Consider the following 24,304-nt stretch of genomic DNA (forward strand, 5'->3'; position numbering starts at 1 on the left):
GATCAGACGGCGGAGACGTAGAAGGACGGCTCCTCGAAGTCGTCCAGGGAGAAGACCTCGAAGCTCCCGGTCCCGACCGCGTCGGCGGGGATCTCGAAGGCCACGTCCCAGACGGTGCTCTGGCCGTCGGTCAGGGTGGCCACGTCGAGGATCGAGTTCTCCGTGACGGCGGGCGCCATGACGTACGCCTGGCCGTCCGCGGCGGTGAAGGAGATGCTGGAGTCCCAGGCCGGGTCGGTCTCCCCCGAGCCGTGGTAGGTGTAGTCCACCGTGACCAGGATGTACTGGTTGCCGGCCTCCGCCGGCGTGAGGCTCGGGCTCACCTCCTGCAGCGCTGCGGTCGCGTCCCAGGTGACCTCGCCGAGCGTGACCTCCAGGGTGCCGCCGTCGACGGCGACGGGGAGGGTGGTGCCCATCGGCAGCGGATCCTCGGAGGTGCCGTGCACGACCTCGCCCTCGCTGGTCCCGACCGCGATGGGCTCCGGATCCTCGTCGGTGCTGCCGAGGCCGCTCAGCGCGATGACGATCACCAGGATGATCACGAGCAGGACGGCGAGCACGCCGCATCCGCCGCAGCCGATCAGCGCCCACAGCTTCCCCTTCCCGCCGCCCTGGGAGGCCTGCGGGGCGGGGCCGCCGGGCGGCAGCGGGGCGGCGGTGTACTGCGGGGCCGGGGCGGCGCCGCCGTATCCCGGCGCGGGGGCCTCGTAGGAGGCCTGCGACCAGTCCTGCGGGTCGTAGCCGGAGTTCGCGGAGGAGCTCCCGGAGGGCTGCCCCCAGGGGTCGCTGCCGGGGTTCTGCGGGGGCTGGGTCATCGCGTGTCGCGACGCGCCTTCCGGCGGTCGCGCCTCCTCTCGGGGAGTTCTCGTCCGGGCGGTCCGGAACCCGGCCATCGTAGGGGCAGCGAAGGAGCCCGGCCCATGGGGACAACTCCCCATCGACCGGGCTCCGCAGGACCGGGGATCACATGGTCCAGTACACGTACCAGAGGCCGTCGCCCGCACGGATCATCTGGAAGTCGCTGCCGTACACGTCCAGCGTGATGATGCCGTCGTCGCCGACGGTGGAGGTGATGTCGTCCTCCGTGATGATCGTGGCCAGCAGCTTGATGCTCTCCACGTCCTCCGAGGAGGCGCTCGAGGTCATGCCGTCCGCGCACGCGCTCTGCTCGCCGCTGCTGAACGGCTCCTTGCTGGTCGGGTTGACCATGTAGGAGCAGGCCGTGGTGTAGTCCTCGTCGCCGAGGGCCGTGAGGAACTCGATGAACCGCGTCTTCGCCGCGGACTCGTCCTCGGCGGTGACGTCGCCGGTCGCCGCCGTGGTCTCCGCCGCGGTCGTCTCGGGCTCGGTCGTCTCCGGCTCGGTGGTCTCCGGCTCGGTGGTCTCGGGCTCGGTCGTCTCCGGCTCGGTGGTGACGGTGGTCGGCGTGGGCGTCGGGTCGTCCCCGCCGTCGCGCAGCGCGAAGACGGCGACCAGGATGATCACGACGATCAGGGCGAGGACGCCGCAGCCGACGCAGCCGATGATCGCCCACATCTTCCCCTTGCCGCCCCCGCCGGAGCCGGGGCCGGTGGCCGGGGAGGCGGGCGGGTACGAGCCCGCCGCGCCGGAGGGTGTGCCGTAGGCCGGAGGCGGTCCGGGCGGCTGCTGGCCCCAGGGCTCGCCGCCGGGGTTCTGAGGTGGCTGGGTCATGGTCGCCGCGACGCCCCCCACCGGGCGCCGCGCCTCCTCTCACGGGAAGGGGATGGATCCGGTCTGTCCGGACTGACCCCATCCTACGGGGACCTGCGCGGTTCAGGCGGGCTGGAACCGGGATCCGTGGAACGGGCCGCCGCCGGCCCGCTGCGAGGCCCCGCACTGGTCCAGGTGCACGGTGATGCCGCCGCGGTACCGCGGGAAGCCGGCGCCCAGGATCAGCGCCAGGTCGATCTGGGACACGTCCTGGACCACGCCCTCCTCGAGCATCCGGCGGATCTCCTCGGCCAGGCCGTCGCGCACGCGGTCCAGCAGGTCCTGGCCGACGGCCCCGCCGTCCGAACCGGCGGAGGCCCCGGCGAAGACCTCGGCGACCACGGGCCGCACCGCCGGATGCGGGCTCGCGGGGTCGCGCTCGGTGAAGGGCTCGCCGCGCTCGACCATCGCCGACAGGCCCGGCGAGGCGTGGAACCGCTCCCCCAGCTCCTCCGCGAGGACCCGGCCCACGTGATCGGCGACGGCATGGCCGACGAGGTCCAGCAGGGCCAGCGGACGCATGGGCATGCCCATCGGGTCCAGCGAGGCGTCCACCTGCTGCGGATCGGCGCCGGCGTCGAGGCTCGCGAAGACCTCGCCGAGCACCCGGAACAGGAGCCGGTTGACGATGAAGCCGGGGGCGTCGGCGCTGCGCACCGCGAACTTGCGCAGGCGGCGCACCACCTCGAGGCCCGTCGCCAGGGCGGCCTCGTCGGTGGCGGCGGTGTGGATGACCTCCACCAGCGGCATCTTCGCGACGGGGTTGAAGAAGTGCAGGCCGACGACCCGCTCCGGGTGCTCGAGGTGCTCGGCCATGGTGGCGAGGGACAGCGAGGAGGTGTTGGAGGCGAGGATCGCGGTGGGCGCCAGCTGCGCCTCGAGCTCCGCGAGGACCTGCTGCTTGATGCGCATCACCTCGGGGACCGCCTCGAGGACCAGGTCGCAGCCGGCGAGGTCCTCGACCGCGTCGGTCGCGGAGAGCAGCGGCGCGGCCGCCCCGGCGCCGGCCTTCTCGAGGATCCCGCGGGCGTGCTCGAGGCCCTTCTGCGCGATGTCCGCGTCGAGGTCGCGCAGGATCACGGGCACCTGCAGGCCCGCGGCGAGCTGCGCCGCGATCTGCGAGGCCATCAGGCCCGCGCCGGCCACGCCGACCGAGCGCAGCTCGCGGGCTCCCTCGACGGGGGTGCGCGAGGGCTTCCCGCGGCGCAGGAGCTCGGCCGCGTAGAGCGATCCGGCGGCCCCGTCGGAGCCGATCAGCTCGACCAGCGCCGCGGCCTCGCGGGCCAGGGCGTCCTCGAGCGAGGACCCGGGCAGCCGGGCGAGGAGGTCGGCGGCGCGCTGGACGGCCGGGGCGCCCTGCGCGGCGAGGCGATCGGCCCAGCCGCGGCGGGTCTCGGCGTGGCCGTGCGGCGCCGCGAGCGCCGCCTCGAGGGCGGCGGCCGCCTCGGATCCGGCGGCGGGCAGCGGCGAGGGCCGGGCGATGGACTCCTCGCCGCCGGGCAGCAGCCCGCGCTCCCACAGGATCGCGGCGAAGGCGTCCAGGGCGGCGGGGAGGTCCTCGGCCAGCGCGTCGACGAGGCCCGCCTCGAGGGCGGCCTCGGCGCTCAGCTGCCGGTCGCGGGCAGGGTCCTCGAGGATCATCCGCGCCGCCGTCTCGGCGCCGACCACGGACTGCAGGAGGGTCGTGCCGCCCCAGCCGGGGAGGATCCCGAGGCTCGTCTCGGGCAGGCCGATGCCGCGGACGCCGGGCGCGGCGGTGCGGACATCGGCCATCAGCGCGACCTCGAGCCCGCCGCCGAGGGCGACGCCGCCGAGGTGGGCGAGGATCGGCACGGCGCTGGTGCGCACCCGCAGCTGGAGGGCGTGGACGGCCGCGGTCATCGGGCCCACGGCCTCGGTCGCGGTGGCGTCGGCGAACATGGCGAGGTCCGCGCCGGCGAGGAACACTCGCCCCTGGCCGGTCATCGCGATGGCGCCGATCTCCCCGGCCTCGGCCCGGTCCAGCGCGGCGCCGACGGCCGCGACGACCGCGTCCACCGAGCGCGGTCCGAGCGTCGCCGGGCGCGTGCTGCCCTCTGCGGGCGCGAAGCGGAGGACGGCGACCGCTCCCAGCGCGGGATGGTCGACGTCCTCGACGAGGACCCGGGTGACGTGCTCGGTGTATGCGGACATCTTCGGCCTTTCCACAGCGGGGCGCCCGGTCCGGAGCGCCGCCGGGCACTGCCTGATACCGGGAGTTTCAGATACATGGTGCCGCACGGGCGCGCGGCTGTCCACCGAGGGCATCTCGCGATTTAAGCAACCCTTGCCGTTCCTAATTGCCGTCCCTACGGTGGATGACGTCCGGAACGTCCGGATCACCCCCACCGAGGAGTCGCGGTGCCACCACGTCCGGAGCGCTACCTGCTGATCGGCGACGAGGGAGACGTCCCCGTCCTGGGCGCGATGCTCGAGGAGTTCCCCGAGCGCGCCGCCGGGAACGTCGTGCTCGAGCTGCCCCCGGGGCAGAACCCGCAGCTGCCGCTGCCGCCCGGCATGCGGCTGACGATCCTTCCGCGCGAGCAGGTGGGACGCGGGGTGCGGGCCGTCGCCGCCCTGGACGCCTGGGTCGACGAATGGCTTCTGGGCGAGCACGAGCCCAGCCACATGCACGCCGTGTGGATCGGCATGCCCGGCGACCCGCTCATGGAGCGGCGCTGCGAGGAGCTGCTCATCACGCGGCCCGGATTCCACCTGCACCGGCCCTACGACCCGGAGTGCGCCGGCGGGGTCAGCGAGCACCACGGCACGACGGCGCCCTGATCAGGGCAGGTCGACGACCTGCACCTCGACCCCGCTGCGGCGGAACAGCTCGAGCTGGCGCGGATCGGCCCCGTCGTCCGTCACCAGCGTCCAGGGCAGCGGCAGCCGCGCCCAGGAATGGAAGGGCCGATGCCCCAGCTTGGTGGAGTCCGCCAGGACCGTGACCTCGGCGGACTGCGCGGCCATGAGCTCCTTCAGGCGCGTCTGCTCGGGACCGGCCTCGCACAGCCCGTGCTCCGCCGTGACCCCGTCGGAGCTGAGGTACGCCCGGTCGAAGGTCATGCGCGACAGCGCCGCCTCGGTGATCGGGCCGATGAAGGACTGGCTCGAGCGGCGCACCGCCCCGCCGGGGCTCACCAGCTCGATGCCCTCGACCTCCTCGAGGCGGTGCAGGGCGTTCAGGCCGAGCGCGGTGACGTGCAGGGCCGCCTCGGGCCCGGCGCCGGCGAGCTCCCGGGCGAGCTCGCCGACGGTCGAGCCGCCGTCCAGCAGCACGTGCTCCCCCGGCCGGATCTGCCGACGCGCCCAGGCCCCCAGGGCCCGCTTGGCCGGGTGGGCCTCGCTCTCGCGCTCCCGCAGGGTGCTCTCCCCGGCGGCGAGGGGAATCGCCCCGCCGTAGGTCCGGGCGAGCGCCCCCTCCTCCGCGAGGCGCGAGAGGTCGCGGCGGATGGTCGAGGGCGTCACCTCGAAGCGGCGCGAGAGCTCCTCGACGGAGGCCGGCCCCGAGGACGCGGCCAGGCGCGCGATCTCCTCCCGGCGGGCCCGGGCGGGGATGGGGGTGGTGCGGCGGGCCATCGGAGCTCCTGGGACGGACGGATGCAGGTCAGCGCGTGGCCATCGCGGCGGCCTGGCGCATGGCCTCGACCATACTGCGCGGATCGGCCAGGTTCCTGCCGGCGATGTCGAAGGCGGTGCCGTGGTCCACGGACGTGCGGATCACCGGCAGGCCGACGGTGATGTTCACGCCCGACTCGATGCCGAGGGCCTTGATCGGGCCGTGGCCCTGGTCGTGGTACATCGCGACGACGAGGTCGTAGTCCCCGCGGGTGGCCAGGTAGAACAGGGTGTCCGCGGGGAGCGGGCCGGTGGCGTCGATGCCGTCGGCGCGGGCGGCCTCGACCCCGGGGGCGATCTTCTCGGCCTCCTCGCCGTAGCCGAACAGGCCGCCCTCGCCGGCGTGGGGGTTGATGGCGCACACGCCGATGCGGGGCGCGGGGACGCCGGCGCGCACCAGCGCCTCGTGCCCGCGGCGGATGGTCCGCTCCACCAGGCCGGGCTCGATGCGGGCGACGGCGTCCAGGAGGCCGACATGCGTGGTCACGTGAATGACGCGGAGGTTCGGGGTCGCGAGCATCATCGAGACCTCCTCGGCGCCGGTGAGGGCGGCGAGCAGCTCGGTGTGGCCGGGGTAGACGTGGCCCGCCGCGTGCAGGGCCTCCTTGTTCAGCGGGGCGGTGCAGATCGCCTGCACCTGGCCGGCCAGGGCCAGGCGGGCCGCCCGCTCGATGAAGCGGTAGGACCCCTCCCCCGCGACCGCGGAGAGCTCGCCGAAGGGGAGGTCCTCGGGGATGAGGTCGAGGTCGATCACCGACAGGACCCCCGTCCCCCCGACCGCCTGGGCGGGCTCCGCGACGGCGCGCACCTCGACGTCCTCGCGGCCGATGCTCTGCGCGGCGCGGCGCAGGCGGCGCGCATCCCCGATCACGACCGGGGTGCACAGGGCGAAGATCTCGGGGTCGGTGCAGGCGGAGACGATGACCTCCGGGCCGACGCCGGCGGCGTCGCCCATGGTGACGGCGATGACGGGAGCGCTCATGGCGGGGTTCCTTCCAGGGACGGGGATGCGGTCGGGGTCGGGGCGCAGCGCCGCGACGGCGTCGCGGATCCCGCGCAGGCTGTCGCGGTCGCCGAAGCTCCCCGGGCGGGTGGCGACGAGCAGTCCGTCCTCGGCCAGGGCGAGGACGGCGCCGTGGTGGACCTGCGCGATCGGGTGCAGCCGGTCGATGCCGCGGCGGGCGAGCACGGCGCGGGCGGTCTGGCCGCCGGTGAGCACCAGGTGGTGCCCGGCGGCGGCCGCGGCGGCCGCGGCCGTGAAGGCCTCGCCGAGGGCGCCGGCGCGGGCGGGGTCGGGCGGGGCGTCCAGGAGGATCGCCCGGTCGGCGGGCTCGTGCGGGAGGTGGGTCCCGGGATGCCAGGCGTGGACCTCGCAGCCGGCCTCGGCCAGCGCCGCGACCTGCGCGCGGGCGGCCTCGGCGGCGCTGCCCACGATCACGGCCAGGGGGCCGGGCGCGACAGCCGGCAGCGGGCCCCCCGAGGCCCCGGACGGGAGGGCCGCGCCGCGTCCCACCGCGGCGGCCATCCCGCCCGCGCCGGCGATCACGGCGCCGGCGGAGAGGGCGGCGGCGGCCAGCACGTCGCAGTCGGCGTCGGTCTCGGCGTCGGCCACCACCACCCGGTCGCGGCGCAGCCGTGCGGCCAGCTGCGACGCGGCGTCCGGGCCGCGGAGCGCGGCGAGGCCGATGCTCCCGGGCCGCCGCCCCTCCCGCGCGAGGAGGTCGACGAGGCTGCGGGGCGGGGCGCCCGGTTCGAGCGCCCACAGGCCCGTCTCCTCGAGCGGCGTCCCGTCGACGCGGACCTGTGCGTCGACGACGGTGCGGCCCAGGGACGGCACCGCGGGGCACAGCAGCACGGGGGCGTGCTCGGCGGCCGCGGCGACGAGGGAGGCGACCGGTCCGCGCAGGATCGAGTCGATCTTGAGGACGAGGGCGCCCTGTCCGCGGCCCGCGCCGAGCGCGGTGCCCAGGGCGCCGCGCAGCGCATCGGCCGCGGCCGCGGGCTGCCGGTGGCGGAGGTCGAGGTCGACGGCCAGCAGGGCCGGGAGCCGGGCCTCCTCCCGGGCGAGGGCATCGGCCCCGAGCAGCAGCAGTCCCGACGATCGCGGGGAGGCGACGGCCGGCAGGGAGCCGGCGGCGGCGAAGGCCTCCTGGGCGCCGGAGAGGTCGTCCGCGAGGATCGTGATCATTCCCGCCCCTCCCGGTGTGCGTGGTTCGCGCATAGTCTATCGAGGATGCGCATTTCGCGCATCGTGGTGTCGGGCACGCGGCTCATGACCAGAGCTTCGCATCGGGATGCGCCTGATCCGGCGTGCCGTCGATCCACGCCTCCTCGAAGGAGACGTGCTTGATGGCCCTGCGGGAGTCGCAGGCGTAGAGCACATGGATGCGCCCCGCGGCGTCCAGGACCGCGTGCGGGTACTCGTGGCGGCGGTTGCTGCGGCGGTTGCCGGGCCCGGTGAACCCGTCGCCCGGCTCGATGATGCGTCGCACGGGGAAGGTCTCCCCCTCATCGGCCGAGACCGCGATGCTCATCCGCGTGCGCTCGTAGGGCCAGTGGACGACGCCGTCGCCGCGCGGGTCCTGCTCCTCGTTGGAGACGACGGCGAGGCGGCCCGAGGGCAGCGGCAGGGCGCTGATCCCGGCGTTGTTGTTGGGCAGCTCGGTGGGGACGGGGGCGCTCCAGCTCTCCCCGGCGTCCTGCGAGCGGGAGATCCACACGTGGTCGGCGAAGCGGGAGCGGAACAGGAGCACCAGACGACCGGGCGCGACCTCGACGAGGTTGGGGTGGACGCGGCCGGCGCCGTCCGGCACCGCGACCTCGCGCCAGCTCGCGCCGTCGTCGTCGGAGAGCTGGAGGACGGGCTGGTCCGAGCCGTTGCGGGTGTCGTCGTCGAAGCACAGCCACTGGGTGTGCACCAGGCGCCCCGAGGCCAGGCGCTGGATCGGCTGGCGGGCGAAGGTCCCGGGCCGGTCGAAGAGGACGTCGGGCCCGCTCCAGGTGCGGCCGCCGTCGCGCGAGCGCAGGCGCCGGATCTCGGAGGTGAACTGGAGGTTGAAGGTCTCGGGGATGCCGGACTGCCGCGAGGCCTGGGAGGTGTGCAGCAGCCACAGCTCGCCGTCGGGACGCAGGGACAGGCCCGGGTTCTGGTCCGAGCGCAGCGGGTCGTGGGTGACGGCCTCCCCCGCGCTCCAGCGGGCCGCGGCCGGGTCGTAGCGGGCCACCAGGATGTCGACGTCGCCGTTGCCCTCGTCGCTGCCGCCGAACCAGGCGGCGACCATGGCCCCGTCCGGGAGGACGGCGAGGCTCGGCGCATGGTTCGAGCGGCGCGGCGTGGGGATCAGCGCGACCTGGTGGCCGCGGTGCTCGTCGCGATGGACGCGGCCGTCGGCGGGGAGCGCGGGCAGGAGCGGGAGCTCGGGGGTCATCTCGGGATCCTCTCGGACGGGTGGGATCAGCCGCCGAAGGCGGTGGCGAACATGGTCGGGATGTTCATCGCGATCTGCACGCCCACGACGATCGCGATCACGCCGAGCACCGCCAGCAGGATCGTGACCAGGGGCGAGTTCACCGCGTAGTCGTGCATGTGCTTCCTCCGGCCGGTCAGCAGCAGGATGCAGACCACGATGATCGGCAGGCTCAGCACGGTCGAGACCGCGGTCCCGACGATGTTCAGGGCGATGAGGTTGGGGGCGCCGGGCAGGGAGGCCACCAGCGGCAGCACCATGAACACGGCCACCTGCAGGAGGCGGAAGAGCGGGTTGGTCTCGTCCTTGCCCAGGAAGCGGCGCCAGCCCGGCACGGCGTGGTTCAGGCCGTTGACGGCCAGCTGCGCGAAGCCGCGGGACTGCGGCGGGAAGCTCGTCATCGCCGCGAGGAAGATGCACATCCACAGCAGCACCGGCCCGGCCGGCCCGACGGCCACGTGCAGCATCTCGGAGAGATCGTGCTCGTCGCTGATGGAGAACCCCGGGTGCTCGCGCGAGAACTCCGCGGCGACGGTCCAGAACAGCAGGTTGATCAGCAGCAGCGGGGCCATGCCGGCGATGAGGTCCAGCTGCTGGAGGCGGCGGTAGCGGGGACCGACCCAGCCCTTGTCGCGCATGAACCCGGAGTAGAGCAGGTTGGGCATGTTCCCGGCGATGGTGCCGATGGTCGCCGAGGCGATGACGATAGGGGCGAAGGCGCTGGTGGCCTGCTCCTGCGGGATCTCGAAGGCGAGCCCTCGCACGAATCCGGCGACGTCGACGTGGCCGATCCCGATCAGGGCGTACGCGAACGCCCCGATCATCAGCACGGAGGCGATGCGGGCGATGTACTCCAGGACCACGAACTGGCGGCGCAGCAGCACCATGCCCAGCGTCGCGACCACCACGGCCAGGGCGCAGCCGAACACGCCCCAGGCCCCGCCCCAGCCGCCGGTGAGCTGGTTCAGGCCGATGGCGGCGGCCTTGACGAAGGTGGCCTGGGTGATGAAGCCCGCGATCAGCACGACCACCGCCATCACCCCGGGCAGCACCGGGGTGATCCGGGCGAAGCCGTCGAGGATCTGCGTGTCCCCGTGGCGGTTCATCAGGGTGTACTTCGCGATCGAGGAGATGATGAAGGTGCGGGCGACCAGCGAGAGCACGAGGGTCCACAGCAGCGCGTAGCCGTAGGAGGCTCCGGAGACCGAGGAGCTCACCAGGTCGCCGGTGCCCAGGAAGGTCATGGCGAGCACGAGACCCGGGCCGATGGACGTCACCCAGCCCATGCCGTGGGGCAGCGGGACCTGGTCGGGCCGCCGCTGCGGCGGGGCGGGATGGGGGGCGGTGGACGCGGCCATGGGCACTCCTCGGGACGGGTCGTCATCGACACGATCGCTGCAGGCGATCCCTCGGCGGGATTGCGCGGTGCGAGTAGGATTGTGGCCCTAATGCGCGATTCGCGCAACCCCCGGGGATGAGGAGAGCCATGGAGATCGTCCTGATCGGCGTGATCGTCGCGGTCGCGACCTGCGTGCAGGGGTCGGTCGGCTTCGGCCTGGGCATGCTCGCCGCACCCCTGATCGCGCTCATCGCCCCGGAGCTGATCCCCGGCACGGTGCTGCTGCTGGCCACCACCCTCTCCCTGAGCACCCTGCTGCGCGAGCGCTCCCACGTGGACTGGGGCGCGGTGGGCTGGGCGAGCATCGGCCGCATCCCCGGCTCGCTGCTGGGCGCCGGGGCCGTCGCCCTGCTGCCGGACGCCGGGCTCACCGTGGTGCTGGCCGGCACGGTGCTGCTGGGCGTCGCGCTGAGCCTCGCCGGCTGGCGGCCCCACCGCACCCGCGCCACGACCCTGCTGGCAGGGGGCGCCTCCGGCGCCCTGGGCACCGCCACCAGCATCGGCGGACCGCCGATGGCGCTGATCCTGCGCGGCGAGGAGCCCGGCATGGTCCGGGCGACGCTCAGCGGGACCTTCGTGGTGGGCTGCGCGCTGTCGCTGGCCAGCCTCGGCGCCCTCGGACAGCTGCATCTCGAGCAGCTGCGGGCCGCGATCGTGCTGCTGCCCTTCGTCGCCGCGGGCCTGCTGGCCTCGGGGCCGATCGCCCGCCGGATCGACAGCGCACGCCTGTACTCCGGGGCCGTCCTCGTCTCGGTGGTCGGCGCCCTGGCCGCGGCGGCCGGCGGGGCGTCGGCGCTGCTGGGCTGATCGCGGCCCCGATCCGGGATTGCGCGCTCCGCGCTTTCGGTGCAGACTATTGCGCGCACCACGCAGCTCCGTGGACCGCCTGACGATCCGAGAGGTCGATGATGACCCAGACCCCCTCTGCCCCGCCCGTGCCCACCGCCGCGGAGGTCGCCGACCCGTACGCCCTGCGCCCCGAGCTGGCCCGCGCCGCACCGCGGACCCTCGTCCAGCGCCTGCGCTTCCTGGGACCGGGCATGCTCATGTCCGCCGCCGTGGTCGGCTCCGGGGAGCTCATCACCACCACGACCATGGGCGCGAGCGTCGGCTTCGCCCTGCTGTGGCTGATCATCCTGTCCACCGGGGCGAAGGTCTTCATCCAGGCCGAGCTCGCCAAGCACACCATCCTCTCCGGCCGCCCCGCCCTGCAGGCCTTCGCCGACGTCCCGCCGCGGATCGGCCGCGCGAGCTGGATCAACGTGCTGTGGATCGGGATGGACCTGGCCAAGATGCTCCAGCGCGGCGGGATCATCGGCGGCGCCGTCTCCGCCCTGTCGCTGCTGTGGCCGATCCTCGGCGAGCCGCTGTCCACGCCCTCGCTGCTGCTGTGGACCGTGATCGCGCTGGCCGTGGTGATCGGCGTGAACGTCGCCGACCGGTACCTGCTGCTCGAGCGGACCGCCTTCGCGCTCGTGGTCACCTTCACCGTGTTCACCGTGATCCTCGCGCTGTCGCTGCCGGCCACCGCCTTCGGCTACGACCTGGCCGACATCGCCGGCGGGTTCACGCTGGGGATCCCCGCCGGCGCCGCCGGCATCGCCATCGCCGTCTTCGGCCTGACCGGCGTCGGCGCCGACGAGATGACCACCTACACCTACTGGACCATGGAGAAGGGCTACGCCCGCTGGACCGGCCCCGAGGACGGCACCCCCGAGCGCGCCGCCCGCGCCCGCGGCTGGATCCGCGTCATGCAGCTGGACCTCCTGGTCGCCTGGATCGTCACCACCGCCTGCACGCTGTCCTTCTACATCATGGGGGCGGCCGTGCTGCACCCCCAGGACCTGCACCCCGAGGGCACCGAGGTGATCCGCACCCTGTCGCGGATGTACGTCGACACCCTCGGACCCTGGGCGGAGATCCTCTTCCTCATCGGCGCCGTGACCGTGCTCGGCTCGACCTTCCTCGCCTCGACCGCCTCGGTGCCGCGGCTGTGGGCGAACAACCTCGCCGTCCTCGGGGCGTTCGACTGGACGGACGTGGCGCTGCGCCGCAGGCTCATCCGCATCTTCACCGTCGTCATGCCGTGCATCTGGGCGGCCACCTTCCTGGGCCTCAAGGCCCCGCTGATCATGGTGATGATCGGCGGCTTCGGCGGGGCGCTGTTCCTGTTCGCCGTGGTCATCGCCGTCTGGTTCCTGCGCCGCCGCACCGGGGACGCGACCTTCCGCTCGCGGCGCTCGACCGTCCTGCTGTGCATCTCCACGCTCGCCGTGCTGTTCGCCGGCGCGGTCGCGCTGCTCGAGGAGCTCGGCATCGCGGCCTGACCGCCCGTCCCCACCCGAAGGAGCCCCATGTCCGAGGTCGTCGTCCTCTCCCCCAGCTTCGGCCGCTGGTCCCCCGAGCCCGCGCAGGTGCTGGCGGATGCCGGTCTGCGGGTGCGCCGCGCCGCCCTCGGCGCGCCGATGACCCCGCAGCAGGTCATCGGCCAGCTGCCCGGGGCCGCGGCCCTGATCGTCGGCCTCGATGCGGTCGACGCCTCCGTGATCGAGGAGGCGGCGCGCCGCGGAGAGCTGCGCGTGATCGCCAAGCACGGCGTGGGGGTGGACAACATCGACGTCGCCGCGGCGGCCCGCGCCGGCATCCCCGTGGTCCACGTGCCCGCCCTGAACAGCGGCGCCGTCGCCGATCTGGTGCTGGGCCTGATGCTGGCCCTGCTGCGCCGCATCCCGGAGGCGCAGCAGGGACTGCGCGAGGGCGGCTGGCCGGTCCTGGCCGGCCCCGAGCTGAGCGAGCTCGCCGTGGGCATCGCCGGCTTCGGGCGCATCGGCCGAGGGGTCGCGCGGCGCCTGGAGGGCTTCGACGCCTCCGTGGCGGCCTTCGACCCGTTCCTCCCGCCGGACGCCTTCGGGTCCGTGCGGCGCACCGGCACCCTCGAGGAGCTGCTGGAGACCAGCGACCTGGTGACGCTGCACCTGCCCGGGGGCCAGGACGGCCCGCTGCTGGACGAGGCCGCGATCGCCCGCATGCGCCCCGGCGCCTGGCTGGTCAACGCCGCCCGCGGCGAGCTCGTCGACGAGCACGCCGTCGCCCGGGCCCTGCGCTCCGGGCATCTCGCCGGATACGCGGCCGATGCCTTCACGGCCGAGCCGCCCACCGGCTCCCCGCTGCTGGAGGCCCCGAACACCCTGCTCACCCCGCACATGGGGGCCTACACCCGGGCGACGAACGCGCGCATGGGCGTCAGCGCCGCCCGCAGCATCATCGCGGCGCTCACCGGAGCGCCGCTGGACCACGAGGTCCGCCCCGCCGAGGAAGGACGCCGATGAGCACCCCCACCACCACGATCCCCGGGATCCCGCAGCCCGTCTCCCGCGCCGTGCTGGGCACCATGACCTTCGGCGACACCGTCGACCGGGCGACCGCCGAGCGCATGATCCACGCCGCCCTGGACGCCGGGGTGACCCTGGTGGACACCGCCAACGGCTACGCGGGCGGGCAGACCGAGACGATGCTGGGCACCCTGCTCCCGCCGGGGGACGGCGTGGCCCTCGCGACGAAGGCCGGCATCCCGCACCCCGACGCCGGGGAGCACTCGCCGCTGTCCGCGGAGGGCATGCGCCGCAGCCTCGAGGGCAGCCTGCGGCGCCTGCGCCGCGAGCGCGTGGAGCTGTTCCATCTTCACCAGCCCGACCGCTCCGTCCCGCTCGCCGAGACCCTCGAGCAGATCGCGACCTTCCTCGAGCAGGGACGCATCCTCGCCTGGGGCGTCTCGAACTTCTCCGCCTGGCAGATCGCCGACCTCGAGGCCGCGGCCGACCGCGCCGGCCTGCCCCGCCCGGTCGTCGCCCAGCAGCTGTACAACCTCCTCGCCCGCCGCATCGAGACCGAGTACGCCGAGTTCGCGCAGGTCCACGGCCTGCACACGATGGTCTACAACCCGCTGGGCGGCGGCCTGCTCACCGGGCGGCACCGCTTCGAGGAGTCCGGCGGCTCCGGCCGCTTCGGCGATTCCCGCCTGTCCGGCATGTACCGCGACCGATACTGGAACCCGCAGCTCTTCTCCGCGATCGACGAGCTCTCCCGGATCGCGGCCGAGGCGGGGATGGCGCTGACCGAGCTGTCGCTGCGCTGGCTCGTCTCCCAGGAGGTGACGAGCTCGGTCCTGCTGGGCGGCTCGAAGGTCGAGCACCTGGCCGCCAACCTCGCCCACCTGGACCGCGGTCCGCTCCCGGCCGACGTCCTCGAGCGCACCCGCGCCGTCGGCGAGCAGCTGCACGGCCCCATGCCCGCCTACCACCGCTGATCCCGCGACCCGCCCGACCCGAGGAGTCCCCCATGCCCCATCCCGCCGCCGACGTCATCCGCCGCGCCCAGGCCGGCGAGACCCTGATCGGCTACTGGTCGGTCCTGGACAGCCCCGTCTCCACCGAGCGCGTGGCCATGACCGGCTACGACTACGTCGCCATCGACGGCCAGCACGGCCTGCTGGGCTACTCCGGCATCCTGCAGGGGCTGATGGCCATCGACGCCGCCCACGGCCCGGCCGGGCTGGTGCGCGTGGAGGCCAACGACGACGCCGTCATCGGCCAGGCCCTCGACGCCGGGGCCCGCGGCGTGATCGTCCCGCTGGTGAGCACGGCCGATGACGCGCGCCGCGCCGTGCGGGCAGCCCGCTACCCCGGCGCCGGGATCCGGTCCTACGGGCCGATGCGCTCGGGGCTGCGCGTGGGCCCGGTCCCCGGCGACTCCGATGCGGCGATCCTTCTGCTGGTGATGATCGAGACGCCCGAGGGCCTCGAGAACGTCGAGGAGATCTGCGCGGTCGACGGGGTGGACGGCGTGTACATCGGCCCCTCCGACCTCATGCTCGCCGTGGGCGGCGCGTTCCCGGGCGACCCGGACCGGGCCGCCGAGCACACCGCCGCGATCGCGCGCGTGCTCGCGGCGGCGCAGGCCGCCGGGGTCATCCCGGGCATCCACACGCCCGACGGCGCGACCGCCCGGGCTCGCCGCGAGCAGGGCTTCCGGTTCATCACCATCGCCTCGGACCTCACCCACCTGGAGCAGGCGGCGCGCAGCCACCTCGAGCAGGCCCGCGGCTGAGGCCCCGCCTCAGGACCCCTCGACCACGAGGCTCGCCTCCCCGAGCGGCGGCGACCCGAATTCGTCGACGGGGCTCATGACGGCCTGCCCGGGCCGGGGATCTGCTGCCATCCCTCGGGCAGCGGGTGGGGGCCGATGTCCCCGGGCGGGATCCAGGGCTCCCAGCCGCTCCCTGCGGCGCCCTCTCCGCGCGAGAGCAGGCCGTGCAGCCGGGCCCCCGTCCCGCGCACCGCGGCCGCCTGCTCGGGGGTGAGGGCGCCGGTCCCGACGAACCAGTCGAGCTCGTCCTCGTCCTTCATCGCGACCCGCCAGTCCTCGGTGCCCGGGACGCCCTCGGCGACGACGTCGAGCGCCCAGTCGCGGGTGTCGTACCCGAGGGCGGTGCGGCGCCACGGGGTCTCGAGGTTGCCGTACCAGCGGCGGGTCCAGTCCGTGCCGTCGTGCCAGCGCCAGACCGACCAGCGCTCGCCGCGGCGATGGACGCGCACGACGGTCTCCCCCTCCCAGGCGGCCACGTCGTACCGGCCGTCCCAGTCGGTCGCGGAGACCAGGCGCCCCTGCGGCCCGATCCCGGCGCCGGCCCGTGCCGCGCGGCCGGATCCGGGGCGCGTCATGACGACGGTCAGCTCCCCGTCGTCGTGCAGCACGGTGCCGGCGACCGCGAAGCTCACCGTCGGGCCGCGACCGGGCAGGTCCCGGATGCTGCGCAGGACGATGCGGGCGCCGCGGGGATGGGGCGGCACCGGCGGATCGATCGCCGGGCCGGGCAGGACGTCGAGGGACCGGCGCAGGGCGTCATCGCATGCCATGCCACCACCCTAGGAGCATCAGGGCGTCAGCAGCAGGACCACGATCGCGCGCAGGTCGTCCCGCGGGTCGTCATGGTGCGCCTCGCGCTGCAGCGCGCGCACGCTCCTCTCGCGCACGGCGTGCCCCATCGCCAGGGACATGAGCGCCCGGGCGACGAACTCCGGGGAGACGTCCCGTCGCGGCCCGCCGGGGCGGGACAGGCTCTCGGCGCATCGGGCGAGAATGTGCTCGTACACCCGCCGCAGGCGGGCGATCCGGAATCTGCCGGGAAAGTCGCAATTCACCGCTTCCGTGTCCAGCACGGCCAGCAGCTGATTCGCGGGAGAACAGGGATCCAGGACGTCCACGATGTGGTCGACGACGGCCGTCGGATCTCCGTCCAGGGCGGCGCACCGGTCCAGGGCGGTCTGCGCCGCGGCCTCCAGGCGGTCGATGACCCCGAACAGCAGGCTCGCCTTGGACGGGAAGTGGTGCAGCAGCCCCGGATGCGACACGTTGACCGACGCGGCGATCATCCGCAGGCTCGAGCCGGTGTATCCGTGCTGGGCGAACATCGCCTCCGCCCCGTCCAGGATCCTCTCCGCCGGGGGGCGCTCATCCCGGACCGCGCGACGCGGAATCCGCGCGTCCGGCGCTCTGACCTGGGCGACGACCGTCGAGGCTGAGTCCTCGCGCAGCTGCTCGGTCACGGCGCCTCCACCGGGACCACCAGGCAGGTGCGCTCGTGCTGCGTGCCGACGACGCGCAGCCCGGCGCGGCGGTGACCCGCCTGCGGACCGTTCATGGCCTCGAGCACGTGGCGCACCGCCGCCGGCTCGAGGTGGAGGGCGCCGTCGACGTCGACGAGGACGAGCGCCTCGGGATCGCGGGCGAAGGCTTTCTCGATCTCGTCGGCGAGGAATGCGCAGGTATCCCGTGTGAGGCATCCGGTGACGGCGATCTCGATCGCATCACGACCGACATCGGCGCGCACCGAGAGCGAGATTTCGTGAGGCATGGCAGAACCGCCTGTCAATTCAGGAACGACGGCCGTCTGCAAGACCTTCTCGAAGGATATGGCCCCCCGCCCCCCGACGCAACCGCCGGGGACGGGGGCCCGGCGTGGCAGACTCTGCCCATGCCGTCCCCCACGCCGCCGGCCCCCGAGAAGGAGCGCCCCATGTCCGCCCCCGAGCAGACCCGCGATGCGATGACGTCCATGGAGAGGCTGCTCCTGGAGAGCGAGGACATCGCCGGCTTCCTCGAGGAGTTCATCGAGCACCTCGCGCAGCGCCTCTCCACCGGGGACGAGCCGGTGTGGTGCGGCGTGAGCCTGCGGCGCCAGCGCCGGTCCACCACCGTGGTCACCTCGGGCCCCCACGCCCTGGAGATCGACGCGCTGCAGTACGCCTCCCCCGACGGCCCGTGCCTGACCGCCATGCGGGAGCAGACCGTGATCCGCGTCGGGGACGTGCGCGAGGACGGCCGGTGGCCGCAGTTCCACTCCGCCGCGGATCAGCAGGGGGTGCGCTCCGTGCTCGCGGTGCCCTTCGCGCTGCGCGGCGAGGCGCAGGCGGCGCTGAACATCTACTCCTCCTCCCCGCACGACTTCGACCCCCGGAAGATCGAGGTCATCCAGCTCGAGGTGGATCGGGCCTCCAGCGGCCTGCTGCTGGCGATCCGCCTGGCCGACGGCCGGGACGCGGAGGAGGATCTGCGGGCGTCGATGCAGTCCCGCACCACCATCGACCTGGCCACGGGCATCATCATGGCCCAGAACCGGTGCACCCAGCAGGAGGCGCTGGAGATCCTCACCGCCGCCTCGAACCATCGCAACGAGAAGCTGCGCGATGTCGCCCTGGCGCTGGTGGTGAGCCTCAACGGCGGCCCGCCCACCCACGGCTTCGTCCGCTGAGGACGCCGCGGCCCCGGATCAGCCCCGGCTGATGTACAGGGGGGACGCCCAGTACGGCTCCACCGAGAAGACGACGTCCCGGACCACGCCCTCGGGCACCTCGAACAGGACCGAGCAGGTGACCTCGTCCCCGTCGTCCAGGCGGGAGACCGCATGCAGCGGCGCCGCCGGCTCCGCCCAGGCCTCCGAGGAATCGGCCGCCCAGTAGTCCGTCTCCGCCATCACCCAGAGCCCGTCCCGGAGATCCAGCGGCACGGATCCCCGATAGGTCAGGCGGAGGTCCGCCTGGACGTACACGTGGCCCGGCTCCGCCGGCGGGTTCTGCGGATCGGCCCCGGCGACGAGCTCCGCGGCGTCCCAGGTCACCGTCTCCACGAACACCTGCAGGTGACCGCCCTCCGGGGTGTCCCAGCCCAGCCGGTGCTCGCCGAGCACCGCCGGGCGGTCGAAGTCCCCGAATCCGGCGACCACGCCCCCGGCGGCGTCGGTGACCTCGCCGTCGACGAAGTCGTCCTCGATCCCCATCATCCCGGCCTCGACGTACCCGTCCTGCGCATCGAGGGCACGCAGGAGGACCATCCCCGTGATCACGCCGCCGCCGAAGGCCAGGAGCACCAGGACCATCGCCCCGGCGATCCCCGCCGCCCACCAGGCGGCCGCCCGGCGGCGCGGCGCGGCGGGCGGCGGCGCCGGGTGCTCGGAGAGCGTCGGGACCGGGCTCTCGGGCGCGGGCTCCTGCTGGAGCCAGTGCGCGTACGAGGCCCCGGTCCGGGCCGCGTCGTCGGTCGTCGGCGGGCTGTGCGTCCCGCTCGGGTCGTGGGACATCGTCATGGAACGCCTCACCAGGTCAGAGCCGTTCCATGGGTCCCGGACAGGCCCCCCGACCACGGCGATGGAGGGAATCTAGCAGGAGATCGGCGCGGCCCCGCGCTTCGTCCCCGAACCGTGACCTGGACGCACGAGCGCCCCGTCCTCCGGGCAGGAGGACGGGGCGCGCGCGACGATGCCGGGTCGGATCAGCCCTCGTCGACGGCGGGCAGCACGTCGGGGTTCTCCTCCAGCCAGGAGTCGATGGCCTCGGCCTCCTGGCCCTCGCCGAACTCGTTGACGACCTTGTCCTCGAGGCTGCCGTACTGGGCGTCGTCGAGGGTGATGCCGCCGATGAACTCGGCCGCATCGGCGAAGTCGTCGCCGAAGCCCTCGCGGGCCAGGAAGTGGAGGGCCTCGGACTCGCCCAGGGCGCCGAGGGGATCCTCGAGGTCCTTCACGGAGTAGGCGGAGTTCGCCCAGAAGGGGCGCCACAGGGTGACGACGATGTCCTTCTGGTCCTCGACGGCGCCGGCGAGCTCGGTGGTCATCGCCGTCGTCGAGGAGGTGACCAGCTCGTACTCGTCCTCGAGCCCGTACTGCGGCATGACCTGCTCCTGGGTCGCCTTGGTCAGACCCGCCCCCGGCTCGATGCCGACGATCCGCCCGCCGAAGCGGTCGCCCTGGCCCTTGAGGTCCGCGATGGAGGTGATGTCGACGTAGTCGGGCACGGCGATGGTGAGCTTGGCGTTGGGGTAGTACGCGCCGAGGTCCTCGATCGAGTCGCCGTACTCCTCCATGTACGAGGCGTGGGTGACCTCGGGCCAGGCCGAGGGGTAGATGTCCACGTCGCCGTTCGCCAGCGCCGTGTACAGCAGCGCGGCGTCGGCGATCTGCTCGTGCTCGACGGTGTAGCCCATCGCGGTCAGGCGGTCGTCCAGCAGGTAGGCGGTGCTCAGGCCGTCGGTCCAGGAGGCGATGTAGCCCAGGGTGATGGTCTTGCCGTTCCCGGAGCCGCCGTCGGCCGAGCCGTCCCCGCCGGAGCCCCCGTTGCCGCCGCAGGCGGCCAGGCCCAGGCCCATCAGGCCGGCAGCACCGCCCGCGAACGCGGCACGGCGGGACAGGGGGATGGTGAGAGCGTTGCGTCGGTTCTTCATGATCGGGTGTCCTTTCGAAACGGTGATCAGGGGATCCGCGGCCCGGGGGCCGGAGGTTCAGGCCTCGGCGGCGGCGCGCTGCGCCGTCTTCTCCGCCAGGCTCTTCTTCAGGAGGGCGATCAGGGACGTCGGGTAGGAGCCGGGATTGCCCAGGGACGCGGTGAGGCGGTCCAGGAACACGGCCAGCAGCACGACGCCGACCCCGGCCTCGATGCCGAGCGGCAGGTTCATGGTGGTGATGCCCTGGACGACGAGCTTGCCCAGCCCGTCGGCTCCCACCATGCCCGAGATGACCGCCATGGACAGGGACAGCATGATGACCTGGTTGACGCCGGCCATGATCGTGGGGATCGCCAGCGGCAGCTGGATCCCGGTGAGGATCTGCCCCGGCGTCGCGCCGAAGGACTCCCCGGCCTCGACGGTCTCGGAGTCGACCTGCCGGATGCCCAGCTCGGTCATGCGCACCCCCGGCGGGAGCGCGAAGATGATCGTCGAGAAGAGGCCGGGCACGGTGCCGACGGAGAAGAAGATGATCGCCGGGATCAGGTAGACGAAGGCGGGCATCGTCTGCATGAAGTCCAGGATCGGCCGCACGAGCACGCTCACGGTCCGGTTCGTCGCCGCGAGGATGCCCACCGGCACGGCGATGACGATCGCGCACACGGTGGCGACCAGCACCTGCGCCATCGTCTGCATCATCGGCTCCCAGACGTCGATGCACAGCGCGAACAGGAAGAGCACGGCGGTGGCGATCGCGAACTGCCAGGAGCGGAACACCAGCGACAGCAGCGCGAACAGCAGCACCATCACCAGCGCCGGCAGCAGCAGGAGCGTGTCGGTGAGGCCGTCGACCAGGGCCCTCATCAGCCAGCTGAAGGCGTCGAACAGGAGGGAGAGGTTCTCCTTGAACCAGCGGATCAGCCAGGCGATGCCCTCGCCGAGCGGGATGCGGAGGAAGAACTCGTCGGGGCTCATCGGGCATCATCCTCCGCGGCGTCGAAGGCGGGCAGCGGCGGCGGGGCAGGTGCCGGCGGCGGGTCCGGCTGCAGGGCTCCGGCGGCGGTCAGCAGGGTCACGCGCGGGATGACGCCGGCGAAGCGGCCGTCCTCGTCCGTGACCACCAGGGGGCTGCGGTGCCGCGCGGAGATCGCGAACAGGTCCGCGACCGGCGTGTGCGCATCCACCAGGGGCAGCTCGGGCTCGGCGGGGATCGGCAGCTCGTCGCGGCCGTCCTTCACCGCGGCGGCGACGTCCTCCTCCCAGATCACGGCGTGCGGGGTGCGGTCGCGGCGCAGCACGACCAGCCACGGGTTCTGGGTCTCGCGCATGAGCTTGTGGGCGCTGCGCGGGCCCTGCCCGGACCCGAGGGTCGCCGGGGGCGGCTCCATGATCGCCGAGGCCGTCAGCACGCGGCTGCGGTCCACGTCCTGGATGAAGCGGGCGACGTAGTCGTTCGCCGGCTCGTTGAGGATCTGCTCGGAGGTGCCGACCTGGACGATCCTCCCGTCGCGCATCATGGCGATCCGGTCGCCGATCCGCATGGCCTCGTTGAGGTCGTGGGTGATGAACAGGATCGTCTTCTCCAGCCGCTGCTGCAGGTCCACGAGCTGGTCCTGCATGTCCCGCCGTATCAGCGGGTCCAGGGCGCTGAAGGCCTCGTCCATGAGCATGATGTCGGTCCCGGCGGCGAGCGCCCGGGCCAGGCCCACGCGCTGCTGCATGCCGCCGGAGAGGTCCGACGGACGGTAGCCGCCCCAGCCCTTCAGCCCCACCATCTCCAGGGCCTCGGCCGCGCGGGCCTCCCGCTCGGAACGGCCCACCCCGCTGACCTCGAGCCCGTAGGCGGCGTTCTCGCCGACGGTGCGATGGGGCAGCAGGGCGAAGTGCTGGAACACCATGGAGATGCGCCGACGGCGCACCTCGCGCAGCTCGGCGGCGTTCATGCTCGAGATCGACTGATCGCCGATCACCAGCTCCCCCGCGGTCGCCGGCCACAGGCCGTTGACCATGCGGATGAGCGTGGACTTGCCCGAGCCGGACAGGCCCATCACGACGAAGATCTCGCCGGGCTCGACGCTGAAGGAGGCATCGATCACCGCGGCCGTCAGCCCGTCCTCACGCAGCTCCTCGCGGGTCCGGCCTGCCTGGAGCGCCTCGACGCCCCGGTGCGGCCTGCGCCCGAAGATCTTGTACAGACCGTCGGCGGAAATTGCTGGCACAGTGCTCCTTCGTCCATTCTCCGGATACGGGCAGGTGCCGTTTCTCTGCGGCCGCCGCCACGGTGGTCAGGCCGCGGCAGGCAGTCCGGGGCACCCGGGCCCGCACCCCGAGGCTGGCACGGCCCGGTCTGCGGAACAAGCCGGAACGGGGCCGATAGACGCAGGTCAGAGGCACCACGGCCGGGCGGTCCGGCCGCGGCCGACCCCGCGGAGCGCGGCGAGAATGCAGAGGTGGCCAGGGGCGATACCGACATTCTCGGAATGCCCCTCCCGCACCGGGGAGGGCGCAGGGTAACAGTCCCGTAACAACCCGTCCAGACCCGCTTACCGATCGTTCAGTCCGAGATCCGGGGCGATTTTGCGGCGCGCACGCACCGCCGTCGGCGCCCCGCGGCGCGGCCCCCGTCGCGGCCCCGGGAGGGCTAGCGTGGACCGCGTATCCGCCCTTTCGAAGGAGCCCTCCCCGCATGGTCCTCGACCTCCCTCCCGCCGCGCCGGGCAGCGGCGCGCCCGCGCACGACGCCGTCCTCGACAACCCCGCCTGGTCCTCCCTCAGCGGCCACCACGCGCACCTGGCCACCGGCAACGACCTGGTGCTGCGCTTCCCCGAGGACGTCTCCCCCTTCGTCGGCATCCGATCCTTCGCCGTGCCGGAGGTGTGGGACGCGATCCTCGACGTGTTCGGCCACGGGGCCGAGGTCGGCATCTCCCACGCCGAGCCGGAGCTGCCCGCGGGCTGGCACGAGGTGTTCCGCATCCCCGGCGTGCAGCTCGTGCAGACCGACCGCCTGCACGCCCGGCCCGACGAGGAGGCCGTCGAGCTGGGCGCGCAGGACGTCCCGGAGATGCTCGATCTCGTGGCGCGGACCAGGCCCGGGCCGTTCCTCTCCCGCACCCACCTGCTGGGCCGCTACGTGGGCATCCGCCGCGACGGGCGCCTGGCCGCGATGGCCGGCGAGCGCCTGCATCCCGCGGGCTGGACGGAGATCAGCGCCGTCGCCGTCGATCCGGCTCACCGCCGCCAGGGCCTCGCCTCCCGCCTGGTCCTGGACGTCGCCTTCGGCATCCAGCAGCGCGGCGACCGCGCCCTGCTGCACGCCAGCGCCTCCAACACCGGCGCGATCGAGGCCTACGAGAAGCTCGGATTCTCCCTGCGCCGCCGGGTCAGCTTCGGAGCCGTGCGGACGCCGTAGCCGCAGGATCCTATGCTGGTGCCCCTCCGAGGGAGGAGCTCCCCATGGCGTCCCTGCGCATCATCGTCCGCCCGCTCGCCCTGCTCGGCGTCGGCGCCCTGCTGCTGGCCGGGTGCGTCCCGCCGCTGCCCTTCCTCCCCCACGGCGGCCCCGACCTCCGCGAGGACGACACGATCGAGGTGCACCTGCCGATCAGCGGCATGTTCGGCTATTTCGGGGACCGCACCGACACCATCGGCGCGGACACCTTCACCACGCAGGTCAGCCTGCCGGAGGGGCTCGTGATCTTCGAGGAGTCCGCGCCGCTGGCCGAGGCGCAGCGCGCACGGATCGAGACGGCGGCCGAGGACTACCTCGCCTGGGAGGCGACGCTCTCCGAGCAGGAGCACGTCCCCTGCACGGACATCCCCAGCGTCGGCATCCGCGTCACCGGGTCGATGGAGCACGGCTCCCGGGTGCAGGACTGCCATGGGGACTCGCCGCTGCGCGCCCTGACCACCTCCGTGGCCGATGCGCGCGAGGAGCTCATCGGCGAGATCGCCCTGCCCACCGACGACTGGATCCTCGAGGTCGCCCCCGTGCCGGGCGGGCCGGACCCGGAGGCCGGCGGCTCCTACCGGCTGACGCTCGCGGCGTCCCGGAAGGGCATGGACCTGCTCGGCCCCGACGGCGCCGTCCGGTCGCTGGACTGGGAGGGGAGCGCGCCCGTGCTGCGAGGCATCAACGACGTGCTCATCCACGAGGACGAGATCGGCTGCTCCGACGCCGCCGCCGAGCTGACGATGACCCGGTCGGGCGACCCGTCGCTGAGCCGGACCGTCCCGATCTGCCCGGGGCAGCCGCCGGAGGCGCTGGCGGAGGCGCTGGCGGGAGCCTGAGGGTCAG

General features: G+C 73.7%; 23 protein-coding genes. 9 read left to right on the forward strand and 14 right to left on the reverse strand.

Features of this window, described 5'->3' with window-relative positions:
- Window positions 1-2: 2 nt before the first annotated feature.
- From BF93_RS20100 to BF93_RS13795, 3 genes are all read right to left on the reverse strand, one after another.
- A complete protein-coding gene (locus BF93_RS20100) occupies window positions 3-815 on the reverse strand; it encodes a DUF4352 domain-containing protein (protein WP_038373412.1) in 813 nt (270 codons plus the stop codon).
- Window positions 816-963: 148 nt separating this feature from the next.
- A complete protein-coding gene (locus tag BF93_RS13790) occupies window positions 964-1,692 on the reverse strand; it encodes a hypothetical protein (protein ID WP_038373413.1) in 729 nt (242 codons plus the stop codon).
- Window positions 1,693-1,794: 102 nt separating this feature from the next.
- Window positions 1,795-3,903 (reverse strand): 3-hydroxyacyl-CoA dehydrogenase NAD-binding domain-containing protein, encoded by a 2,109-nt coding sequence (locus BF93_RS13795; RefSeq protein WP_038373414.1) that lies wholly within the window; start codon window positions 3,901-3,903, stop codon window positions 1,795-1,797.
- 207 nt (window positions 3,904-4,110) lie between these two features.
- Here BF93_RS13795 and BF93_RS13800 point away from each other — a divergent pair, with 207 nt between their 5' ends.
- Window positions 4,111-4,533 (forward strand): SIP domain-containing protein, encoded by a 423-nt coding sequence (locus tag BF93_RS13800; RefSeq protein WP_038373415.1) that lies wholly within the window; start codon window positions 4,111-4,113, stop codon window positions 4,531-4,533.
- Here BF93_RS13800 and BF93_RS13805 read toward each other — a convergent pair whose 3' ends face one another.
- The 4 genes from BF93_RS13805 to BF93_RS13820 form a co-directional block, all read right to left on the reverse strand.
- Window positions 4,534-5,328, reverse strand: a complete 795-nt coding sequence (locus BF93_RS13805; protein WP_038373417.1) for a DeoR/GlpR family DNA-binding transcription regulator — start codon at window positions 5,326-5,328, stop codon at window positions 4,534-4,536.
- Window positions 5,329-5,356: 28 nt separating this feature from the next.
- Window positions 5,357-7,555: a 4-hydroxythreonine-4-phosphate dehydrogenase PdxA gene (gene pdxA, locus BF93_RS13810; protein ID WP_038373418.1), complete on the reverse strand. Its 2,199-nt coding sequence runs from the start codon at window positions 7,553-7,555 to the stop codon at window positions 5,357-5,359.
- Window positions 7,556-7,637: 82 nt separating this feature from the next.
- Window positions 7,638-8,795, reverse strand: coding sequence for a sialidase family protein (locus BF93_RS13815; RefSeq protein WP_038373419.1), 1,158 nt, complete (start codon window positions 8,793-8,795; stop codon window positions 7,638-7,640).
- 26 nt (window positions 8,796-8,821) lie between these two features.
- Window positions 8,822-10,192 carry an Nramp family divalent metal transporter gene (locus tag BF93_RS13820; RefSeq protein WP_038373420.1) on the reverse strand — a complete coding sequence of 457 codons (1,371 nt, stop codon included), beginning with the start codon at window positions 10,190-10,192 and terminating at the stop codon, window positions 8,822-8,824.
- A gap of 128 nt (window positions 10,193-10,320) precedes the next feature.
- Between BF93_RS13820 and BF93_RS13825 the strand changes: the two genes are divergently transcribed.
- The 5 genes from BF93_RS13825 to BF93_RS13845 all read left to right on the forward strand — a co-directional run bounded on the left by BF93_RS13825 (window position 10,321) and on the right by BF93_RS13845 (window position 15,339).
- A complete protein-coding gene (locus tag BF93_RS13825) occupies window positions 10,321-11,040 on the forward strand; it encodes a sulfite exporter TauE/SafE family protein (protein ID WP_038373422.1) in 720 nt (239 codons plus the stop codon).
- A gap of 101 nt (window positions 11,041-11,141) precedes the next feature.
- Window positions 11,142-12,560: an Nramp family divalent metal transporter gene (locus BF93_RS13830; protein WP_051486997.1), complete on the forward strand. Its 1,419-nt coding sequence runs from the start codon at window positions 11,142-11,144 to the stop codon at window positions 12,558-12,560.
- Between the two features lie 27 nt (window positions 12,561-12,587).
- Window positions 12,588-13,562, forward strand: coding sequence for a phosphoglycerate dehydrogenase (locus BF93_RS13835; RefSeq protein ID WP_038373423.1), 975 nt, complete (start codon window positions 12,588-12,590; stop codon window positions 13,560-13,562).
- The gene (locus BF93_RS13840) at window positions 13,559-14,539 is read left to right on the forward strand and encodes an aldo/keto reductase (RefSeq protein WP_038373424.1); all 981 of its coding nucleotides are present in this window, start codon (window positions 13,559-13,561) and stop codon (window positions 14,537-14,539) included. Before BF93_RS13835 ends, BF93_RS13840 begins: the two co-directional genes overlap by 4 nt.
- Window positions 14,540-14,571: 32 nt before the next feature.
- Window positions 14,572-15,339 carry an HpcH/HpaI aldolase family protein gene (locus BF93_RS13845; protein WP_038373425.1) on the forward strand — a complete coding sequence of 256 codons (768 nt, stop codon included), beginning with the start codon at window positions 14,572-14,574 and terminating at the stop codon, window positions 15,337-15,339.
- A gap of 74 nt (window positions 15,340-15,413) precedes the next feature.
- On the opposite strand, the gene BF93_RS19090 is transcribed toward BF93_RS13845, so the two are convergent.
- The 3 genes from BF93_RS19090 to BF93_RS19850 are packed head-to-tail and all read right to left on the reverse strand — an operon-like array spanning window position 15,414 to window position 17,188.
- Window positions 15,414-16,148, reverse strand: a complete 735-nt coding sequence (locus tag BF93_RS19090) for a ribonuclease FAU-1 family protein (protein WP_051486971.1) — start codon at window positions 16,146-16,148, stop codon at window positions 15,414-15,416.
- 18 nt (window positions 16,149-16,166) lie between these two features.
- Window positions 16,167-16,838 (reverse strand): TetR/AcrR family transcriptional regulator, encoded by a 672-nt coding sequence (locus BF93_RS19845; protein WP_051486972.1) that lies wholly within the window; start codon window positions 16,836-16,838, stop codon window positions 16,167-16,169.
- Window positions 16,835-17,188: a hypothetical protein gene (locus BF93_RS19850; RefSeq protein ID WP_198025438.1), complete on the reverse strand. Its 354-nt coding sequence runs from the start codon at window positions 17,186-17,188 to the stop codon at window positions 16,835-16,837. The genes BF93_RS19845 and BF93_RS19850 overlap by 4 nt, the downstream gene beginning before the upstream one ends.
- 78 nt (window positions 17,189-17,266) lie before the next feature.
- Between BF93_RS19850 and BF93_RS13865 the strand changes: the two genes are divergently transcribed.
- Window positions 17,267-18,043 (forward strand): GAF and ANTAR domain-containing protein, encoded by a 777-nt coding sequence (locus BF93_RS13865; protein ID WP_232226440.1) that lies wholly within the window; start codon window positions 17,267-17,269, stop codon window positions 18,041-18,043.
- A gap of 18 nt (window positions 18,044-18,061) precedes the next feature.
- Here BF93_RS13865 and BF93_RS13870 read toward each other — a convergent pair whose 3' ends face one another.
- The 4 genes from BF93_RS13870 to BF93_RS13885 form a co-directional block, all read right to left on the reverse strand.
- The gene (locus BF93_RS13870) at window positions 18,062-18,874 is read right to left on the reverse strand and encodes a hypothetical protein (RefSeq protein ID WP_038373430.1); all 813 of its coding nucleotides are present in this window, start codon (window positions 18,872-18,874) and stop codon (window positions 18,062-18,064) included.
- A gap of 185 nt (window positions 18,875-19,059) precedes the next feature.
- The gene (locus tag BF93_RS13875; RefSeq protein WP_156954151.1) at window positions 19,060-20,007 is read right to left on the reverse strand and encodes a glycine betaine ABC transporter substrate-binding protein; all 948 of its coding nucleotides are present in this window, start codon (window positions 20,005-20,007) and stop codon (window positions 19,060-19,062) included.
- 57 nt (window positions 20,008-20,064) lie between these two features.
- Window positions 20,065-20,982 carry an ABC transporter permease gene (locus BF93_RS13880; protein WP_038373431.1) on the reverse strand — a complete coding sequence of 306 codons (918 nt, stop codon included), beginning with the start codon at window positions 20,980-20,982 and terminating at the stop codon, window positions 20,065-20,067.
- On the reverse strand, window positions 20,979-22,226 hold the full coding sequence (locus tag BF93_RS13885; RefSeq protein ID WP_051486973.1) for a quaternary amine ABC transporter ATP-binding protein: 1,248 nt from the start codon (window positions 22,224-22,226) through the stop codon (window positions 20,979-20,981). The genes BF93_RS13880 and BF93_RS13885 overlap by 4 nt, the downstream gene beginning before the upstream one ends.
- 467 nt (window positions 22,227-22,693) lie before the next feature.
- On the opposite strand from BF93_RS13885, the gene BF93_RS13890 reads away from it, so the two are divergent.
- On the forward strand, window positions 22,694-23,419 hold the full coding sequence (locus BF93_RS13890; RefSeq protein ID WP_038373433.1) for a GNAT family N-acetyltransferase: 726 nt from the start codon (window positions 22,694-22,696) through the stop codon (window positions 23,417-23,419).
- Window positions 23,420-23,463: 44 nt separating this feature from the next.
- Window positions 23,464-24,297 carry a hypothetical protein gene (locus tag BF93_RS13895; protein ID WP_038373434.1) on the forward strand — a complete coding sequence of 278 codons (834 nt, stop codon included), beginning with the start codon at window positions 23,464-23,466 and terminating at the stop codon, window positions 24,295-24,297.
- The last annotated feature ends 7 nt before the right edge of the window (window positions 24,298-24,304 follow it).

This window comes from Brachybacterium phenoliresistens (assembly GCF_000576425.1).
Lineage (GTDB): Bacteria > Actinomycetota > Actinomycetes > Actinomycetales > Dermabacteraceae > Brachybacterium > Brachybacterium phenoliresistens.

What these genes read in the sequence shown, in the direction of transcription:
- BF93_RS13865 (WP_232226440.1), top strand. Translation starts at nt 17,267, where the DNA reads ATGCCGTCCCCCACGCCGCCGGCCCCCGAGAAGGAGCGCCCCATGTCC.
- BF93_RS13815 (WP_038373419.1), bottom strand. Translation starts at nt 8,795, where the DNA reads ATGACCCCCGAGCTCCCGCTCCTGCCCGCGCTCCCCGCCGACGGCCGC.
- BF93_RS13805 (WP_038373417.1), bottom strand. Translation starts at nt 5,328, where the DNA reads ATGGCCCGCCGCACCACCCCCATCCCCGCCCGGGCCCGCCGGGAGGAG.
- BF93_RS13845 (WP_038373425.1), top strand. Translation starts at nt 14,572, where the DNA reads ATGCCCCATCCCGCCGCCGACGTCATCCGCCGCGCCCAGGCCGGCGAG.
- BF93_RS13790 (WP_038373413.1), bottom strand. Translation starts at nt 1,692, where the DNA reads ATGACCCAGCCACCTCAGAACCCCGGCGGCGAGCCCTGGGGCCAGCAG.
- BF93_RS13795 (WP_038373414.1), bottom strand. Translation starts at nt 3,903, where the DNA reads ATGTCCGCATACACCGAGCACGTCACCCGGGTCCTCGTCGAGGACGTC.
- BF93_RS13875 (WP_156954151.1), bottom strand. Translation starts at nt 20,007, where the DNA reads ATGAAGAACCGACGCAACGCTCTCACCATCCCCCTGTCCCGCCGTGCC.
- BF93_RS13820 (WP_038373420.1), bottom strand. Translation starts at nt 10,192, where the DNA reads ATGGCCGCGTCCACCGCCCCCCATCCCGCCCCGCCGCAGCGGCGGCCC.
- BF93_RS19090 (WP_051486971.1), bottom strand. Translation starts at nt 16,148, where the DNA reads ATGGCATGCGATGACGCCCTGCGCCGGTCCCTCGACGTCCTGCCCGGC.
- BF93_RS13840 (WP_038373424.1), top strand. Translation starts at nt 13,559, where the DNA reads ATGAGCACCCCCACCACCACGATCCCCGGGATCCCGCAGCCCGTCTCC.
- BF93_RS13830 (WP_051486997.1), top strand. Translation starts at nt 11,142, where the DNA reads ATGACCCAGACCCCCTCTGCCCCGCCCGTGCCCACCGCCGCGGAGGTC.
- BF93_RS13895 (WP_038373434.1), top strand. Translation starts at nt 23,464, where the DNA reads ATGGCGTCCCTGCGCATCATCGTCCGCCCGCTCGCCCTGCTCGGCGTC.
- pdxA (WP_038373418.1), bottom strand. Translation starts at nt 7,555, where the DNA reads ATGATCACGATCCTCGCGGACGACCTCTCCGGCGCCCAGGAGGCCTTC.
- BF93_RS13825 (WP_038373422.1), top strand. Translation starts at nt 10,321, where the DNA reads ATGGAGATCGTCCTGATCGGCGTGATCGTCGCGGTCGCGACCTGCGTG.
- BF93_RS13880 (WP_038373431.1), bottom strand. Translation starts at nt 20,982, where the DNA reads ATGAGCCCCGACGAGTTCTTCCTCCGCATCCCGCTCGGCGAGGGCATC.
- BF93_RS13835 (WP_038373423.1), top strand. Translation starts at nt 12,588, where the DNA reads ATGTCCGAGGTCGTCGTCCTCTCCCCCAGCTTCGGCCGCTGGTCCCCC.
- BF93_RS20100 (WP_038373412.1), bottom strand. Translation starts at nt 815, where the DNA reads ATGACCCAGCCCCCGCAGAACCCCGGCAGCGACCCCTGGGGGCAGCCC.
- BF93_RS13890 (WP_038373433.1), top strand. Translation starts at nt 22,694, where the DNA reads ATGGTCCTCGACCTCCCTCCCGCCGCGCCGGGCAGCGGCGCGCCCGCG.
- BF93_RS13870 (WP_038373430.1), bottom strand. Translation starts at nt 18,874, where the DNA reads ATGACGATGTCCCACGACCCGAGCGGGACGCACAGCCCGCCGACGACC.